The sequence below is a fragment of the [Clostridium] symbiosum genome (assembly GCA_036419695.1).
In the GTDB taxonomy this organism is placed as follows: Bacteria; Bacillota; Clostridia; order Lachnospirales; family Lachnospiraceae; genus Otoolea; species Otoolea symbiosa_A.
On the sequence record CP143946.1, the window covers coordinates 352501 to 368916 of the forward strand.

The window sequence follows — 16416 nt, forward strand, 5'->3', positions numbered from 1 at the left end:
CTTAATAGGGCGTCAAGTCAGCATGTGCAGACCCGAAACCGGGTGACCTATCCATGTCCAGGTTGAAGTTTCCGTAAAAGGAAATGGAGGACCGAACGCACATCCGTTGAAAAGGGTGGCGATGAGGTGTGGATAGGGGAGAAATTCCAATCGAACCCGGAGATAGCTGGTTCTCCTCGAAATAGCTTTAGGGCTAGCCTCGTATTAGTTTAGCGGAGGTAGAGCACTGAATTTCCTAGGGGACGTCAAAGTCTACCGAAGAATATCAAACTCCGAATGCCGCGTAAATGATGTACGGGAGTCAGACTGCACGAGATAAGTTGGGTAGTCAAAAGGGAAAGAGCCCAGACCTACAGCTAAGGTCCCAAAGTGTGTGTTAAGTGGAAAAGGATGTGGGATTTCAAAGACAACTAGGATGTTGGCTCAGAAGCAGCCACACATTCAAAGAGTGCGTAATAGCTCACTAGTCGAGAGGTCCTGCGCCGAAAATGTCCGGGGCTAAAACACAACACCGAAGCTTAGGAATTGTCGTAAGACAATTGGTAGAGGAGCATTCTTAAAGGAGCGAAGCAGTACCGGTAAGGAGCTGTGGACTTTTAAGAAGAGAGAATGCCGGAATGAGTAGCGAGATGGAGGTGGGAATCCTCCAGGCCGAATATCTAAGGTTTCCAGAGTAAAGCTGATCTGCTCTGGGTAAGTCGGGGCCTAAGGCGAGGCTGAGAAGCGTAGTCGATGGACAACAGGTTGAAATTCCTGTACTGCATATCATCAGAACTGTGGGGACACAGAACCGGTGCCAAACCCGGGAATGAAAAGACCGGGGCAAGCGTAGGACTGGTTAAGCTGGCAAATCCGCTTAACAACAGGAGGACGTGACGCGTAGCGAATTATTAGTAGCGAAGTTGGCGTAGGGGCTGTCGAGAAAAGCCGCTATTGTGTGATATGTACCCGTACCGTAAACCGACACAGGTGGATGAGGAGAGAATCCTAAGGCCGGCGGGAGAAGCATTGTTAAGGAACTCGGCAAAATGACCCTGTAACTTCGGGATAAAGGGTGCCCACGAGAGTGGGCCGCAGAGAATAGGCTCAAGCAACTGTTTAGCAAAAACACAGGTCTATGCAAAACCGTAAGGTGAGGTATATGGGCTGACGCCTGCCCGGTGCTGGAAGGTTACGAGGAGAGGTTAGAGCAATCGAAGCTTTGAATCTAAGCCCCAGTAAACGGCGGCCGTAACTATAACGGTCCTAAGGTAGCGAAATTCCTTGTCGGGTAAGTTCCGACCCGCACGAAAGGCGTAATGATTTGAGCGCTGTCTCAACAATGCACCCGGTGAAATTGAAATACCAGTGAAGATGCTGGTTACCTGCGCCAGGACGGAAAGACCCCATGGAGCTTTACTCTAGCTTGATACTGGGATTCGGTATTGCATGTACAGGATAGGTGGGAGACAAAGAAGGGAGGACGCCAGTCTTCTTGGAGTCACTGTTGGGATACCACCCTTGTGATACTGGATTTCTAACCAGCCACCGTGATCCGGTGGTGGGACAATGTCAGGTGGGGAGTTTGACTGGGGCGGTCGCCTCCGAAAGGGTATCGGAGGCGCTCAAAGGTTCCCTCAGAATGGTTGGAAACCATTCAAAGAGTGCAAAGGCATAAGGGAGCTTGACTGCGAGACTGACGGGTCGAGCAGGTACGAAAGTAGGACTTAGTGATCCGGTGGTATGAAAGTGGGATTGCCATCGCTCAACGGATAAAAGCTACCCTGGGGATAACAGGCTTATCACTCCCAAGAGTTCACATCGACGGAGTGGTTTGGCACCTCGATGTCGGCTCATCGCATCCTGGGGCTGAAGTAGGTCCCAAGGGTTGGGCTGTTCGCCCATTAAAGCGGTACGCGAGCTGGGTTCAGAACGTCGTGAGACAGTTCGGTCCCTATCCGGCGCGGGCGTAGGATATTTGAGAGGAGCTGTCCTTAGTACGAGAGGACCGGGATGGACTGACCTCTGGTGTATCTGTTAGGAATCAATCCTATGGCAGAGTAGCCAAGTCGGGACGGGATAAACGCTGAAGGCATCTAAGCGTGAAGCCCCCCTCAAGATGAGATATCCCATCGCAAGAGTAAGACCCCTTGAAGACGACGAGGTAGATAGGGCAGAGGTGGAAGCATGGCAACATGTGCAGCTGACTGTTACTAATCGGTCGAGGGCTTAACCAAAAGGTTAGGTTATGGATATTGCCAGAGTACTTAGTGAGGTATTGCCGAACTTAGTACGAGGCACGTCAAACACTTAACGAGGTGTTACCGAGTTTAGTGAATTGACGGGGAAACAAAGTTTAAAAAACGGATGAATTTCAATATGTGGTTTTGAAGGTATATGTAATGGAAATCTGGGCAAGATAACCGAGAGGGAGTCTGGTTCAGGTAGCCAAGACATTCCCCTTTATTCCTCGATAGCTCAGTCGGTAGAGCACGCGGCTGTTAACCGCGCTGTCGTAGGTTCAAGTCCTACTCGGGGAGTTTTTTTGTATTAAAAATTTTATATGATATAGAGGCCCCATGGTCAAGCGGTTAAGACATCGCCCTTTCACGGCGGTAACACGAGTTCGAATCTCGTTGGGGTCACTCTGGCGACGTAGCCAAGCGGTAAGGCACGGGTCTGCAACACCCTTATCACCGGTCCGATTCCGGTCGTCGCCTCTCTTATAAACCACGGAAACATTATGTTTCCGTGGTTTTTGCATGAAAACCCCGGCTTTTTCCGGTGTCAGGTATAAAAGATAAATGGAAGGAGAATGATATGCAGCATAATAAATGGAAAAAATGGCTGCTTTACATTGTGGGTTGCCTTGCGGCATTGCTTTTCATTGTGGTGGCAGGAGGTGCATTTATGTTCAGGAATGAGTTAAAAACGCTGGATTCACTGAAGAAGGTGGATGACAATGTTCTGTATACAATGAAATATGAAGGAGATTATGGTTTTGATGACTTTTTGAAAGAAGGAGCATCCACGGATGCGGAACTGGTGAAATTTGTTACGGATCGGCTGCTGAAGGGAGTTCCTCTGGAATTTTCGATTCCGGATTTGGGCTGTTCTACGTTCAGCGCCCAGACGGAAGATGGGGATCAGATTTTCGGCCGCAATTTTGACCTGACGTATTCACCGGCATTATTCGTGGAGACAAAACCGGATAACGGTTACCGCTCATTTTCTACGGTGAACCTTGCTTTTCTGGGTTTTGGAGAGGACAAACTGCCGGAAACATTTAAACAGAAAATTATTACTTTGGCGGCCCCCTATGCCCCTTTGGACGGAATTAATGAAAAAGGCCTGACCGCAGCGGTCTTGAGAATCGGTGATGAACCGACCAACCAGGACACGGGCAAAACAGATATTACAACCACCACGGCAATCCGTCTGATTCTCGATAAGGCAGCTACGGTGGAGGAAGCGCTGGCGCTGTTGGAGCAGTATGATATGCACTCGTCGGCAGGAAGCTGTTACCACTTTCAGATATCGGACGCACAAGGGAACAGCGTTGTAGTCGAGTATGTTGACAATGAATACGAGGTGATAACAGCCGGGAAGAATTATCAGATGGTGACCAATTTTCTTCTATCCGAAAAGAAATACAATTTTGGAAGTGGTCAGGATCGCTATGAGATACTTAAAAACAAACTGGATGAGTGCGGAGGCGTGCTGAAGGATGCACAGGCGGGAATGGATCTTCTCGAAGCGGCATCCAGCGACTGGCATGTGTCTGAGACGACAGGAAGACTCAACGCGACCCAGTGGTCTATCATTTACAACAACACAGATTTGACAGCCAGTGTAATCACAGAGCGACAGTACGACAAACCTGCCCATGCGTTCAGCCTGGCAGAATAAAATAATGTGATACAACAAAACAAATCAAGTATGACACAAAGACAACGCCCGGGACGCGTCTCCAAACTCCCGGTCAAAAACGGTGAAAGAAATGCAAAACGCGTTTTTCACCGTTTTTTACTATAATCCGCCGGAAATATGAAACTCCGGGCTTTTTCTTTTTTTAAGTTGCGTTTATAATGTTAAAAAAGAGTTTTTTTACTTATAATATAATGTATAATATAATATGAGCACTTGATGAGGTTCTTTCGAATCTAGTGCGAGTCATACCTGAATACGTGAACCACGATACCGCAAGGAGGAACTATGGATTTACAGTTTAAGACAGTTAATATAGACAATATCGGAGATGTACTTCCCTTTTATAACTTACGTCACAACAAGACATGTGACAGCGTGTTCCTGGAGAGTTTTATATGGAAAGAGTATTATCATGTTCAATATGCAATATGGGAGGGAAAAGCGCTCCTGTGGCTGATGGAGAGCGGCGGTAAATGTTTTTCCGCCATGCCGCTTTGCCGCGAGGAAGATCTTCCGGATGCTTTTAAGGCAATAGAAAAGTATTTTAATGAAGAACTGGGATATCCGCTGGTCATTAATCTGGCGGATGAATTTGCAGTACAGTATCTGGCCCTGCCGGAGGACAAGTATCTGGTCGAAGAACAGGTGGACTCCAGGGATTATCTCTACGACGGCAATGCAATGAGAACCCTTGCAGGCAAGAAACTGCACAAGAAGAAAAACCGTGTCAATGCCTTTAAACGCGAGTATGAAGGACGATATGAATACCGTCGTCTCTGTTGTTCCGACAGCCATGAGGTCTGGGAGTTTCTTGATAAATGGAGACTTCAGAAGGGAGATGACGTGGAGGAGCATCTGGACTATGAGGTACGCGGAATCCATGATATTCTTAAAAACTGTTCGGCTCTCTATGTGCGCATGGGAGGCGTGTTTATTGACGGACAGTTGGAGGCATTTACCATCGGCAGTTTTAACCCGGTGGAAAATATGGCCGTCATCCACATCGAGAAAGCCAATCCGGAGATTAATGGCCTGTACCAGTTCATCAATCAGCAGTTCCTGATCGAGGAATTCCCTGAAGTGGAGTGGGTTAACAGGGAAGATGACATGGGACTTGAAGGACTGCGTAAAGCAAAATCTTCCTACAATCCGGCCGACTATGCGAGAAAATACCTTGTTGAGCAGCTTCTGGACGGAAAGAAAGGATACCGCTGGGCTGAGCAGATTGGTAATACCATATCGGGCAGCAGAATTGAATATTTGTCCGACGATGATAAATCAGATACGGAGCGTCTCTGGCATTCCTGTTTTCCGGAAGACTCCGAGCAGTTTGTGAAGTATTATTATTCCGAGAAGACGAAGGACAACCGCATTCTGGTGAAAAACGATAACGGACTGATCATATCCATGACCCAGTTGAATCCGTACCGTGTCCGCGTCAAGGGACAGGATGTCGACACCTACTATGTGGTGGGCGTTGCCACGGAGGAAAGCCACCGCCGGGAGGGGCATTTCAGGGATGTATTCCTGCGCATGATGCAGGATATGAATTACGAACAGGTTCCATTTGTCTTTCTCATGCCTGCAGATGAACGGATTTATCTGCCGTTAGATTTTGCTTATATCAGTGAGCTGCCGGTTCTGTCCCTGACGGAGGAGGCCAAAGAGAAGCTGACTGCGGTGGACTGCCGGGATAATGAGGAGGATTGCAAACAGGCGGCCGAATATATGGAACAGTGGCTTGCCGGGCGCTGCGACATGTACTGCCGCCGCGACGGGGCCTATGTGAGCCGTCTGATCAAGGAACTGGAATCCGAGGACGGAGCGCTTCAATTCCTTTTTAACGGGGAGCAGGTGGCGGGTCTTGCGGCATACTGGGGAGCGGGACGGAAAGAACAGAGACTGCTCTACACCGATGAACAGTTTACCGAGGAAATGAAAAGAAAACCGGCTATTATGGCAAGAGTGACCTGTGCGGAGACATTCTTGGCTATGTTCAGGCTGCGTGAAGCAGGAAAAGAGCTTCAGCTTAAGATAAGGATTGAAGATCATATTCTGGATGCCGTAAACGGAAGTTATATCTGGAAACTCTCGGACAGCAGTTCATCTGCCGTCAGGGCAGAGGCCGAATGGGATAAAGAAGACAGAGAAACACTGTCCATGACGCCGGGAGAGCTTGCCGGCTGGTTATGCGGTTACAGGAAGCTGGAAGAAATCCATCCTGGGCTGTCTGAGGAACTGAGGGAAAAACTGGCTCAGATTGAGACGGTAAATCGGGCGTTTATAGATGAGATTGTGTAATAGCAAACAATATATAAAATCCGGGATGGAAAGGGGAGGTTTCAGAATGGATGAGATTACGGTATTAAAACAGTGGATAAAAGAGAGCGGTAATATTGTATTTTTCGGTGGTGCGGGAGTGTCGACGGAGAGCGGGATTCCCGATTTCAGAAGCACGGACGGGCTCTATAACCAGCAGTATGACTATCCGCCTGAGACGATTATCAGCCACTCTTTCTACGTCAGGAAACCGGAAGAATTTTACCGTTTTTACAAGAATAAAATGCTGTTTCCCGATGCGAAGCCAAACAGAGCGCACCTGGCTCTGGCGAAGCTGGAGCAGGAGGGGAAAGTGAAAGCGGTGATAACCCAGAATATAGATGGCTTACACCAGGCGGCGGGAAGCCGTGAGGTTCTTGAACTGCACGGTTCCGTCCATCGCAATTACTGCACAAGGTGCGGAAGGTTCTATGGCCTGGACGATGTCGTAAAGGCATCCGGCGTGCCGAAATGTGAGTGCGGCGGCATGATAAAACCCGATGTGGTCCTTTATGAGGAAGGCCTGGACAACGATGTTATCCAGCGTTCCATTGACTTTATCAGAAAGGCGGATGTTCTTATAATAGGAGGAACATCCCTCACCGTGTATCCGGCGGCCGGATTGATTGATTATTACAGAGGCTCAAAGCTGGTTCTGATTAATAAATCTGTGACGTCGAGGGACAGCCAGGCGGATCTCGTTATTTGCGACAGCATTGGAAAAGTGCTGGGGGAAGCCGCCGGTCTGGACTGATGCGGCGAGGTACAGAAAGCATGAATAAGGGGAGAGACATAGATGGTATATGAGATAGGCGATGTCGTCAAACTGAAAAAACCGCACCCCTGCGGGAGCCATGAATGGGAAATTCTGCGCGTGGGGGCGGACTTCCGTCTGAAATGTACGGGATGCGGCCATCAGGTCATGATGGCGAGAACCTTGGTGGAAAAAAGTACGAGGGGACTCAAAAAGAAGAACCCGGAGCAGGCCGGAACGCAGTAAAAACGCAGGTCCGGACAGTATTATGACGCAATTCGGGGAAACGGCATAGAACCGATGGCAAAAATGGCGGAATATTAAGGAAATCATAGGTAAAACCGTGAAAAAACAGGAAGAAAGTGCTTGCAAACACCTGAAAAATCTGGTATCATAAATATTCGTGATATATTAACTAATATCCTTACTCCCTGCTGGAGTCAGGGGGTCAGAGACCACAAGGAGGTAAAAAGAGCATGAACAAATATGAATTAGCAGTTGTTCTTAGCGCAAAACTCGAAGATGAAGAGAGAGCAGCAGCAATCGAAAAGGTGACAGGTTACATTACACGTTTCGGCGGCACTGTTGCAGACATTGATGAATGGGGTAAGAAGAGATTAGCTTACGAAATTCAGAAGATGAAAGAAGGATTTTACTACTTCATCCATTTCGAGTCTGATTCCGTATGCCCTAACGAAGTTGAGGCACACATCCGTATTATGGAGCCGGTAATCAGATACTTATGCGTAAGACAGGATGCATAAATAGAGAAAGAGTGATCGTATGAATAAAGTTATTCTTATGGGCAGACTGACCAGAGACCCGGAAGTGAGATACTCCCAGGGCGAGCGCGCTATGGCAATTGCCAGATATACACTGGCTGTTGACAGAAGAGGCCGCAGAAGCGGTGGAGACGACGGCGCACAGACAGCAGATTTTATTACATGTGTTGCATTTGACAGAGCAGGAGAGTTTGCTGAAAAATATTTCCATCAGGGTACCAAAGTTGTGGTAACCGGAAGGATTCAGACTGGCAGCTACACTAACAGAGACGGTCAGAAAGTATATACTACAGAAGTAATCGTAGAGGATCAGGAATTCGCAGAGAGCAAGAATGCGGCAGGCGGAAGCGAAGGCGGTTATCGTCCGGCAGAACGCCCGGCTCCATCCAGTGCAATCGGTGATGGTTTTATGAATATTCCTGACGGAGTAGAAGATGAAGGTCTTCCGTTTAACTAAGAGACGGGAATCGGTCCCCTGTCGGTCGGACGAGGACTGTATGGACATCTGATTTGTGAAGGAGGTAACTTAAGTGGCATTCAATAAAGGTGATAGAGCAGACGCTTCCAAGATGAGAAGAGGCGGCATGCGCAGAAGAAAAAAAGTTTGTGTATTCTGTGGAGAGAAAAACGGAGTAATCGATTATAAAGACGTTAACAAATTAAAAAGATATGTATCTGAGAGAGGCAAAATCCTTCCGAGAAGAATCACAGGAAACTGTGCTAAACATCAGAGGGCTCTTACAGTAGCTATCAAGAGAGCAAGACACATCGCTCTTATGCCATACACCTGTGATTAATTTTTATATTTAAGAGTATTAGGTATTAGCTTTTTATAACGAAAAATGAGATGTTTTCTTTTCAGGAAACTTCATAATTATTAAAACAAGAAGGCTGCAAAGCAGGACAATTTATGGAACTAAACCATAAATTTACCTACTTTGCAGCCTATTTTTATTCTATAGGTAAGCTATGTGCAAACGCTATATGGAATAAAAAGCCTTCCAGGCAGAACTTCTAATTTTTTCTCATTATGCTGGTACAGTGCCTGTTATAATGGGAGCTATTCTAAAACAATTCTATCAAATTCGGAAAAATGCCTGCACTGCTGTTTCAGCATTTGAATTAGAACTCTGGTGTATCGGGGAAATATGCGATTCTTGGCATAGCATATAGCTACAGGATTCGTATCGTAAAAATCCTTGATAGGGAAGATATTAAGTTTATTATCTAATTCCTTATTCAATTTGATCAGGCTTGGCAGATACATGGTTAGACAGAAGCTGGCGGCAAAATCACGGGCGGACATCATATGATGCAAATCAGGATGACTGGAGGTATGCACACAGTTCAGTACGATTCCATGCTTGTCAAGGTGATGCTGCAATAAAATGTGGGAATTAAAGTGGGGCATGTTCATGGCAAAGGGGATATTCTGAAATAATTTCAAATCTGCACCCATCTTCAGGTCCTTTTTACAGGCAGGGAATTGTTTTCCAAATATGTTTTGAAGCATATTATCGCTGATAATCAAATAGAGCTTTTCATCTAATACATTGACATAATCCAGCTTACTCTTATTTTCGGGGGGAATTCCGGCGATCATAAGATCCAACTGGTTGTTTTGTACCATTTTGCGTAAATCCGGTGATGCCGCACTACTGATCAGCAACTGGACATCAGGAAAGGCATCCCTGAAAGCGCTCATAATATCCGGCATTAAAATACGGAACCGCCCTTCTGTAGTGCCAATGCGGATTTCACCTGTGACATCCCCGCGCAGATCAACAAACTGTGCCCGGATGTTTTTTTCAATTTGTTCAGTTTCTTTAAGTGATTGCAGCATCAGGCGGCCGGCATAGGTCAGTGAAAAAGTTGGTTTGCGCTGAAACAGCGCTACCCCAAAGTCTGATTCCAGGTTGGACAGGTACTTGCTCAGGTTTTGGTGAGTGATGAACAGCCGGTCTGCGGCGCGGGAAATATTGCACTCTTCCGCCAGAACAATAAAATAATGATAATTATTAAACATAAAAAATCCCTCAGAGACAAGGTTTGCAGTTGAAAACAGTATTACAGACAGCAATATGTCTGCTTTAAGTTCATTCTAACATGGTTCATTCTATACTGCAAATTAAATTTGCAGATATTAAAATTTTATTGGCTTTTCATTTGCTGAATTGGATGATATAGTATTGCCATAATAAGAAATTCACAAAACGGTACCGGCTATTTGAATAATTATTGGTAAATATTACAAATTCACAGAATGTAAAGGAGAAATAAAATGGAAGCATTGGAAGGAATCAGAGTTCTTGATATTGCTACTGTCATTGCAGCTCCCTGGGCGGCCGGTCTGATGGCGGATTTCGGCGCGGAGGTTATTAAAATTGAAATGCCCGGGCGAGGTGATGCATTTCGTGCCATGGGGCCTTTGAAAGACGGAGTCAGTATTCGATGGCCGGCTATGGGGCGCAATAAGAAGAGCATAACCCTGGATTTCCACAAAGAGGAAGGAAAGAAGCTGTTTCTGGAGCTGGTAGCAAAGAGCGATGTGGTAATCGAAAATTTTAAAACCGGAACTCTGGATAAATGGGGAATTGGTGTGGAGGTTATGCGTAGGGCCAACCCTAATATTATTGTTACACATGTTACAGGATACGGACAGACGGGGCCTAATGCGAAGCTGGCCGGCCTCGGTACTCCACTTCAGGCGTTTTCCGGCATGACATACATGACAGGATATCAGGATCGCCCTCCGGTCAGCCCTCCATTTGCGCTGGCAGATTATATAGCAGGGTTGAACGCAGTCATCGGCACTATGTTTGCTTTGTATCACCGTGATGTTTTGAAAGGTATGCCTCAGGAAATTGATATTAGTCTTTATGAGGGGATTTTTCGCATGGAAGAGGCCATGGTGGCGCAGTACGATCAGTTTGGAACCGTGCGTGAAAGAAGTCCGATGCCCAATGGTGCCTCCTGCCCTATCGGGACATTTGAAACAAAGGATCATAGATACGTAATTCTGGTGTGCAGCACCGATCCTGTTTTTTGGCATCTGTGCGATGCGATGGGCCGTTCCGACTGGCTGCCTAAGTACGAAAAGGCCCAGGAGCGCCTGGCCGATCCAAAGCCGATTATGGACGCAGTGACAGAGTGGATTGGCGGACTAACCTATGAGGAGATTAAAAAACGTTGTGATGAGTGCGGCGTTCCTATTTCCGCAATCTACAGTATGAAGGATATTTTCGAGGATCCTCAGTACAATACGCGTAACGATATTCTCACGGTTCCCTGTGAGGAGTTCGGCAGCATTAAGATGCCGGGGGTATTTCCAATCCTAAGCGAAACGCCGGGGCAGGTAAAGTGGGCCGGTCCCAAGCTGGGCTCTTACAATCAGGAAATCTATGGTGGTCTGCTGGGGAAGAGTGAGGCGGAACTGGCTGAGTTAGCAGAAAGCGGAGCTATCTGATGTAGGACAGAAAGGAAGTTTCGATATGGTAGATATTCTAATCCGGGGAGGACGTTTCATAGACCCATTTAGTGGAATTGACGAAATACGGGATATTGCAGTTAAAAACGGCAGGATTGTTGCGGCCGATCATGAGATGGCAGCGCAGACGATTGACGCCGCAGGATGTCTTGTGACCCCGGGACTTATAGATGGCCATGCCCATGTAGCGGCGGGAGTGACCGGGCTGGGGGCATCCCCGGAAAGCTGTTATTTTCCGATGGGCGTGACCGGAGTTATTGATGCAGGCTCAACCGGTATTGATAACTACCGTGTGTTTCGAGCAAAAATCAGCAGTATGCCAATACACGTCAAAGCGCTTTTAAATGTCTGTCCGGGCGGGCTTGTTACAAAATCTTATCACGAAAACATTGATCCGGTAAATTACAGGCCTGAGGAGCTCATTCATACCATGCGCAGATATCCGGAACATCTGATTGGCCTAAAGGTGCGCCAAAGCGCTGAAATTGCCGGTGACCTTGGACTCAAGCCCATGAAGGCCATGCTTGAAATTGCGGAAGAGCTGGGCTGCCCTGTGACGGTACATACTACTAACCCGGCGGGGGAACCGGAAGAAATTATAAAGCTGCTGCGCCCAGGCGATGTCTATGCCCACGTATTCCAGGGAAAGGGGCGGACGATTCTGAATGAGGAAGAAAAGGTTCTTCCCATCCTGTACGAGGCTCAAAAGAGAGGCGTTATCTTAGATGCGGCCAACGGAGCGAACCATTTTTCCTACCGCGTAGCAAAGGCCGCTATCAGCCAGGGCATTCTGCCTGATGTGATTAGCACGGACCTTACGGTAAATACGGTCTTTAAGGGAAGACGTGTATTCTCACTGCCTTTTGTCATGAGCAAGTATCTTGCGCTGGGGATGAGCCTTTTCCAGGTGATTAGATGCACGACTCAGATTCCGGCCAAAATAATGGGGATGGAGCGGGAACTCGGAAGCCTGAACATCGGGACTGCAGCGGATATCAGTATTTTCCGCTGCCTGGATCGTGAGGTGACCTTCGAAGATTTTAACGGAAACATAATGACGGGCGGACAGATTTTAAAGACGGAGATGACAATTCTGGATGGAGAAGTAGTTTTTCGCCAAATAGATTTTTGATTCGGTATTAGTTTTCAATTGGGGGACAAATAAGATGAAAGAAAATAAGAAATTTAAGTTTCCACATATTCACGAATATCTGGTCGTGATTACGATGCTTTTGCTCGCCTGTTTTTTGACCTATCTCATTCCCGCCGGTGAATACACCCGTGAGATGGTTGGCGGAAAGGAAACCGTAATTGCGGACGGTTTTCACTTTATTGAGCAGAGCCCGGTCTCGCCGTTTAAAATGCTCAATATGATATATCAGGGATTTGTAAAACAGGCAAATCTGATTTTCACAATGTTTTTTATTGCGGGCGGCGTTCAGATGCTTATTGACACCAATTCCGTTCACGCATTAATGAGGATTCTGGCTACCAAATTTGCAAAAGCGCCGCGCAAAACGGTTATCGTTATGATGATTGCCTTTGGTGTCATGAGCGTTCCGATTCAGATGAACTATTTTATTCCATTTTCGGGTGTTGTACTTTCTCTGTGCCTGCTCATGGGTTATGACGCTCTCACAGCGGCAGCGGTAATTATTACGGCGTCTTCCTTCGGAAGTACCTGCGGTATGCTGAATATCAGCACTACTGCGATTGGAAATACCCTGGCCGGCCTGCCTCTCTACCATGGCATGGGGTTCCGCTGGATTGGTTTTGGCTGCATGCTAGTGATTACTACGGTCTGCATTCTGCGCTATGCGGAACGGGTGAGGGAGGACGGGACAAAGAGTATTGTATACGGGATTCCGAATATTGCAGACGTGGGTTCCGTCGAGGATATGCCGGAATTCACAACGAAAGACGGTTTGGTTTTGGCCTCTCTGGCGGCCGGAGTGGCGGCCCTGATTTATGGCTGCGCAAAATTGGACTGGAGCTATGAGGAAACAGCAGTCTGCTTTCTTGTTACAGGAATTGTCTCACAAATTTTCGGGCGGAAGAATCTGAACAATATGTGTATCAGTTTTGTCGCCGGCTGCAAAGTGATTATTGGCGCCTGTATCATGATAGGCCTGGCCAGGTCTATTGCCATTGCAATGGATGCCGGAAATATTCTGGATACCGTGGTGTATTACTGTGCACAGATTTTGAATTCTATGCCCCGTCTTCTGCAGGGTCCGGGCATGTTTGTCGCACACACAATTATTAATTTCTTTGTGACTTCCGGTTCAGGACAAGCCAATATTACCATGCCTATCTTCCTGCCTGTGGCCGATCTGATAGGAATGTCTAAGGAAACGGCGATTTTAGCTTTGAACTATGGAGACGGATTAAGCAATTACATTTATCCCCATTCCTCATCCTTGATGGCTTTCCTGGCTGCCTGCGGTGTGAGCTACGGAAGTTGGATGAAATGGATGGGAAAAACGTTCGTCGTCTGGGCTGCTTTTGCCTGCCTATTTATGATGCTGGCCGTTGTAGTGGGATATTGTTAATCAATGTATAATATAGTGATGGCAGCTTAAGGAGTGGCTGCTGGTGGAAAGGACATAGTTATGGGAATGAAAATTATAAAAAAGATCCGTATCTGCGAGGTTGGCCCCCGTGACGGGCTGCAAAATGAGAAGAAAATCATTTCTGATGAAGATAAGATTGACCTGATCAACACCATGTCTGAAGCCGGTTTTCCTGTCATTGAGGTGGGGAGTTTCGTCAGCCCCAAGGCAGTGCCGCAGATGGCCAATACAGATGAAGTGTTCCGGCAAATAGAAAAGAGACCCGGTGTGGAGTACCGTGCTTTGATTGCCAATGTCCGCGGTGTGGAGCGTGCGGCTGCCTGCGGCTGTGAAAAGGTGAAGCTGAATGTCTCCGCCAGTGTAGCGCATAATCTGGCTAATCTGAACCGGACTCCGGCACAGAGCGTGGCCGGTTTTTCAGAGTGTGTTGAGAAGGCCAACGCCGCGGATATCGGCATTTCCGGTTCCATTTCCATGGCGTTTGGTTCACCCTGGGATAAGGAGATTCCGCTTCAGGATGTTAAAGATATAGTGGATGCTTATTTATTGGTAGGGATTGATGAAATCAGCCTGTCGGATGCATCCGGTATGGCGTATCCTGTTCAGGTTTACAATCTGTGTACCGAGATGCGCCGCTGTTATCCTCAGGTAAACTGGTGGCTCCATTTTCACAACACGCGCGGTTTGGGAATTGCAAATATCCTGGCGGGAATGCAGGCCGGTTTTACACAGTTTGACACGAGCTTTGCCGGCGTGGGCGGCTGTCCGTTTGTGCCGGGTGCCGCAGGCAATGTGGCGACGGAGGACGTACTGCACATGTGTGAGGAATCTGGGGTGGAGACCGGTATCAACCTGGATCAGGCCATGGCGGTCAGCCGGAAGGTAGTGGAGCTGGTGGGACATCCCACAGACAGTTACTTGCTGCGTGCCGGAAAAACCAAGGATTTAATCCGCGAGCTGCCGACGGGGCAGATTAAGAATCAGACTCTGGGAAAATAAGAACAAAATCCCTTATATACGATAAGAAACTTATATTGTGAAATACACAGGAAACGAGGTTTAATCTTATGACTGCATTTATTGGATTCGCTATGTTGTTTATCATCATGTTTCTTCTGATGCGGAACAAAATGATGCCTATTGTTATTTTTGTTACGATTCCGGTTGTGGCAGCTTTGGCGCTGGGCAATAATTTTGCTGAAATTGGAGAGATGGTGAATGGAGGATTAGGATCCGTATGGAAAACTGCCGTTTTGTTCATATTTTCCACGTCCTATTTTGGAATTATGAACGATGCGGGAATGTTTGACCCTATTGTAGACGGACTGGTTAAATATGCCAAGGGTAATGTAATCCTAATTACTGTCGCTTCGGCTATTGTCGCCGTCTTAGGCCATCTGGACGGAGCCACAGCCACCACCGTTCTGGTTACGATTCCGGCGATGCTGCCTTTATACAAAAGGATGAAGCTTTCCCCCTATACCCTGCTTTTAATCGTCGGCTGCTCTATGGGCGTGATGAATCTGGTACCCTGGGGCGGACCCATTGTCCGTGTTGCCAGTGTGATGGAGATGGATGTCACAGAATTGTGGCATATGCTGCTTCCGTTCCAGGGCGCCTGCCTGGTGGCCGTTATCGCGATAGCCGTAATCTGCGGTGTAATTGAAAAGAAAAAGGGAGCGGGCCAATTCAGCGCTGAAGAAATTCAGGAGATGTCTGAGACAAAGACGGATGACGCGGCAGCAGCCCTTAAACGGCCTAAGCTGTTCCTGTTCAATATCATGCTCACCCTGATTCTTATTATCTGTCTTTGCTTATCGGTTATGCCGACCCATGTATGCTTTATGATTGCCTTTGGTATCGGTATTACGGTGAATTATCCCGGCCTCAAGGAACAGCAGGCACGTTTTAAAGCCCATGCCAGTGAATCCCTGAACATGTCGGCTACCCTGCTGGCAGCCGCCGTATTTATCGGGGTGATGCAGAACTCCGGTATGCTGGACGCCATGGTTGAAGTTCTGCTGGCTGTCATTCCCCATGCTATGGGCCGTTATATGAACCTGATCGCCGGTTTCGTCAGTGTACCTGTGGGAGCAGTATTGGGAGCGGATACCTTCTACTATGGTGTGTTCCCTCTTCTGGGAGAAGCAGGAGCCGCATTCGGCGTGCCTCAGCTGGATGTAGGCGTTGCCATGCTGGTCGGCAAAAATGTGGGTATGATTGTCAGCCCTCTGCAACCTACCACGTATCTGGCCTGCGGCCTTGCCGGTGTGGAAGTGGCGGCACACCTGAAGAAGAATTTCGGCAAAGCCTGGCTCATCAGTATTGTACTTTGTGTGATTGCTTTACTTATGGGTGTGATGCATATTTATTAGTATGTGAGTGGCGGGAGCGTTTGGATTTAAATCTTGACGCTCCCTCACATCTGTGTTACGATGAACAAAATATTCCAAGCCGCAAGATTCGTTCTGCCGGCGAGGATAACGGCAACCGTATAAGATTAATAATTCAGATGTTGCGCTGACACAAAGAGGATTCTGAGGTGAAAGAGGAGCAGACAGCGGTATTTTTGCACCCTTTTTCAGGGTGTTT

13 protein-coding genes, 3 tRNA genes, 1 rRNA gene and 1 pseudogene (1 of these 18 only partly in view) are annotated in these 16416 nt (G+C 47.4%); 17 read left to right on the forward strand and 1 reads right to left on the reverse strand.

What is annotated here, in order from left to right; all coding sequences use genetic code 11:
* From V3C10_01650 to rpsR, 12 genes and pseudogenes are all read left to right on the forward strand, one after another.
* Nucleotides 1-2216 (forward strand): 23S ribosomal RNA (locus tag V3C10_01650); it begins 672 nt to the left of the window's first position.
* Nucleotides 2217-2446: 230 nt separating this feature from the next.
* Nucleotides 2447-2519: transfer RNA gene (locus V3C10_01655), tRNA-Asn, on the forward strand.
* 33 nt (nucleotides 2520-2552) lie between these two features.
* Nucleotides 2553-2624, forward strand: a tRNA-Glu gene (locus V3C10_01660).
* 4 nt (nucleotides 2625-2628) lie between these two features.
* Nucleotides 2629-2699 (forward strand) — tRNA-Cys (locus V3C10_01665).
* Between the two features lie 100 nt (nucleotides 2700-2799).
* A complete protein-coding gene (locus V3C10_01670; GenBank protein ID WVP62551.1) occupies nucleotides 2800-3888 on the forward strand; it encodes a linear amide C-N hydrolase in 1089 nt (362 codons plus the stop codon).
* 306 nt (nucleotides 3889-4194) lie between these two features.
* Nucleotides 4195-5094 (forward strand): annotated as a pseudogene (locus tag V3C10_01675) (phosphatidylglycerol lysyltransferase domain-containing protein).
* 75 nt (nucleotides 5095-5169) lie between these two features.
* Nucleotides 5170-6210, forward strand: coding sequence for a GNAT family N-acetyltransferase (locus V3C10_01680; GenBank protein ID WVP64558.1), 1041 nt, complete (start codon nucleotides 5170-5172; stop codon nucleotides 6208-6210).
* A gap of 46 nt (nucleotides 6211-6256) precedes the next feature.
* On the forward strand, nucleotides 6257-6982 hold the full coding sequence (locus V3C10_01685) for an NAD-dependent protein deacylase (GenBank protein WVP62552.1): 726 nt from the start codon (nucleotides 6257-6259) through the stop codon (nucleotides 6980-6982).
* A 42-nt stretch (nucleotides 6983-7024) separates the two neighbouring features.
* On the forward strand, nucleotides 7025-7228 hold the full coding sequence (locus V3C10_01690; protein WVP62553.1) for a DUF951 domain-containing protein: 204 nt from the start codon (nucleotides 7025-7027) through the stop codon (nucleotides 7226-7228).
* 230 nt (nucleotides 7229-7458) lie between these two features.
* On the forward strand, nucleotides 7459-7746 hold the full coding sequence (rpsF, locus tag V3C10_01695) for a 30S ribosomal protein S6 (protein ID WVP62554.1): 288 nt from the start codon (nucleotides 7459-7461) through the stop codon (nucleotides 7744-7746).
* Nucleotides 7747-7765: 19 nt separating this feature from the next.
* Nucleotides 7766-8221, forward strand: coding sequence for a single-stranded DNA-binding protein (locus V3C10_01700; protein ID WVP62555.1), 456 nt, complete (start codon nucleotides 7766-7768; stop codon nucleotides 8219-8221).
* A 73-nt stretch (nucleotides 8222-8294) separates the two neighbouring features.
* Nucleotides 8295-8561, forward strand: a complete 267-nt coding sequence (gene rpsR, locus V3C10_01705) for a 30S ribosomal protein S18 (protein WVP62556.1) — start codon at nucleotides 8295-8297, stop codon at nucleotides 8559-8561.
* A gap of 263 nt (nucleotides 8562-8824) precedes the next feature.
* Here the strand turns inward: rpsR and V3C10_01710 are convergent, their stop codons facing one another.
* Nucleotides 8825-9790: a LysR family transcriptional regulator gene (locus V3C10_01710; GenBank protein ID WVP62557.1), complete on the reverse strand. Its 966-nt coding sequence runs from the start codon at nucleotides 9788-9790 to the stop codon at nucleotides 8825-8827.
* Between the two features lie 255 nt (nucleotides 9791-10045).
* Between V3C10_01710 and V3C10_01715 the strand changes: the two genes are divergently transcribed.
* The 5 genes from V3C10_01715 to V3C10_01735 all read left to right on the forward strand — a co-directional run bounded on the left by V3C10_01715 (nucleotide 10046) and on the right by V3C10_01735 (nucleotide 16199).
* Complete coding sequence (locus V3C10_01715; protein WVP62558.1) at nucleotides 10046-11230, forward strand: CaiB/BaiF CoA-transferase family protein; 1185 nt, start codon at nucleotides 10046-10048, stop codon at nucleotides 11228-11230.
* A gap of 25 nt (nucleotides 11231-11255) precedes the next feature.
* On the forward strand, nucleotides 11256-12383 hold the full coding sequence (locus V3C10_01720) for an amidohydrolase family protein (protein ID WVP62559.1): 1128 nt from the start codon (nucleotides 11256-11258) through the stop codon (nucleotides 12381-12383).
* A gap of 34 nt (nucleotides 12384-12417) precedes the next feature.
* On the forward strand, nucleotides 12418-13803 hold the full coding sequence (locus V3C10_01725) for a TIGR00366 family protein (protein WVP62560.1): 1386 nt from the start codon (nucleotides 12418-12420) through the stop codon (nucleotides 13801-13803).
* Between the two features lie 66 nt (nucleotides 13804-13869).
* The gene (locus V3C10_01730; protein ID WVP62561.1) at nucleotides 13870-14823 is read left to right on the forward strand and encodes a hydroxymethylglutaryl-CoA lyase; all 954 of its coding nucleotides are present in this window, start codon (nucleotides 13870-13872) and stop codon (nucleotides 14821-14823) included.
* Between the two features lie 68 nt (nucleotides 14824-14891).
* Complete coding sequence (locus V3C10_01735) at nucleotides 14892-16199, forward strand: citrate:proton symporter (protein WVP62562.1); 1308 nt, start codon at nucleotides 14892-14894, stop codon at nucleotides 16197-16199.
* The last annotated feature ends 217 nt before the right edge of the window (nucleotides 16200-16416 follow it).

Excerpts from the sequence above, each read along its gene's own strand:
- V3C10_01670 (WVP62551.1), top strand. The coding sequence starts at position 2,800 with ATGCAGCATAATAAATGGAAAAAATGGCTGCTTTACATTGTGGGTTGC.
- V3C10_01685 (WVP62552.1), top strand. The coding sequence starts at position 6,257 with ATGGATGAGATTACGGTATTAAAACAGTGGATAAAAGAGAGCGGTAAT.
- V3C10_01690 (WVP62553.1), top strand. The coding sequence starts at position 7,025 with ATGGTATATGAGATAGGCGATGTCGTCAAACTGAAAAAACCGCACCCC.
- rpsF (WVP62554.1), top strand. The coding sequence starts at position 7,459 with ATGAACAAATATGAATTAGCAGTTGTTCTTAGCGCAAAACTCGAAGAT.
- V3C10_01700 (WVP62555.1), top strand. The coding sequence starts at position 7,766 with ATGAATAAAGTTATTCTTATGGGCAGACTGACCAGAGACCCGGAAGTG.
- V3C10_01710 (WVP62557.1), bottom strand. The coding sequence starts at position 9,790 with ATGTTTAATAATTATCATTATTTTATTGTTCTGGCGGAAGAGTGCAAT.
- V3C10_01715 (WVP62558.1), top strand. The coding sequence starts at position 10,046 with ATGGAAGCATTGGAAGGAATCAGAGTTCTTGATATTGCTACTGTCATT.
- V3C10_01720 (WVP62559.1), top strand. The coding sequence starts at position 11,256 with ATGGTAGATATTCTAATCCGGGGAGGACGTTTCATAGACCCATTTAGT.
- V3C10_01725 (WVP62560.1), top strand. The coding sequence starts at position 12,418 with ATGAAAGAAAATAAGAAATTTAAGTTTCCACATATTCACGAATATCTG.
- V3C10_01730 (WVP62561.1), top strand. The coding sequence starts at position 13,870 with ATGAAAATTATAAAAAAGATCCGTATCTGCGAGGTTGGCCCCCGTGAC.
- V3C10_01735 (WVP62562.1), top strand. The coding sequence starts at position 14,892 with ATGACTGCATTTATTGGATTCGCTATGTTGTTTATCATCATGTTTCTT.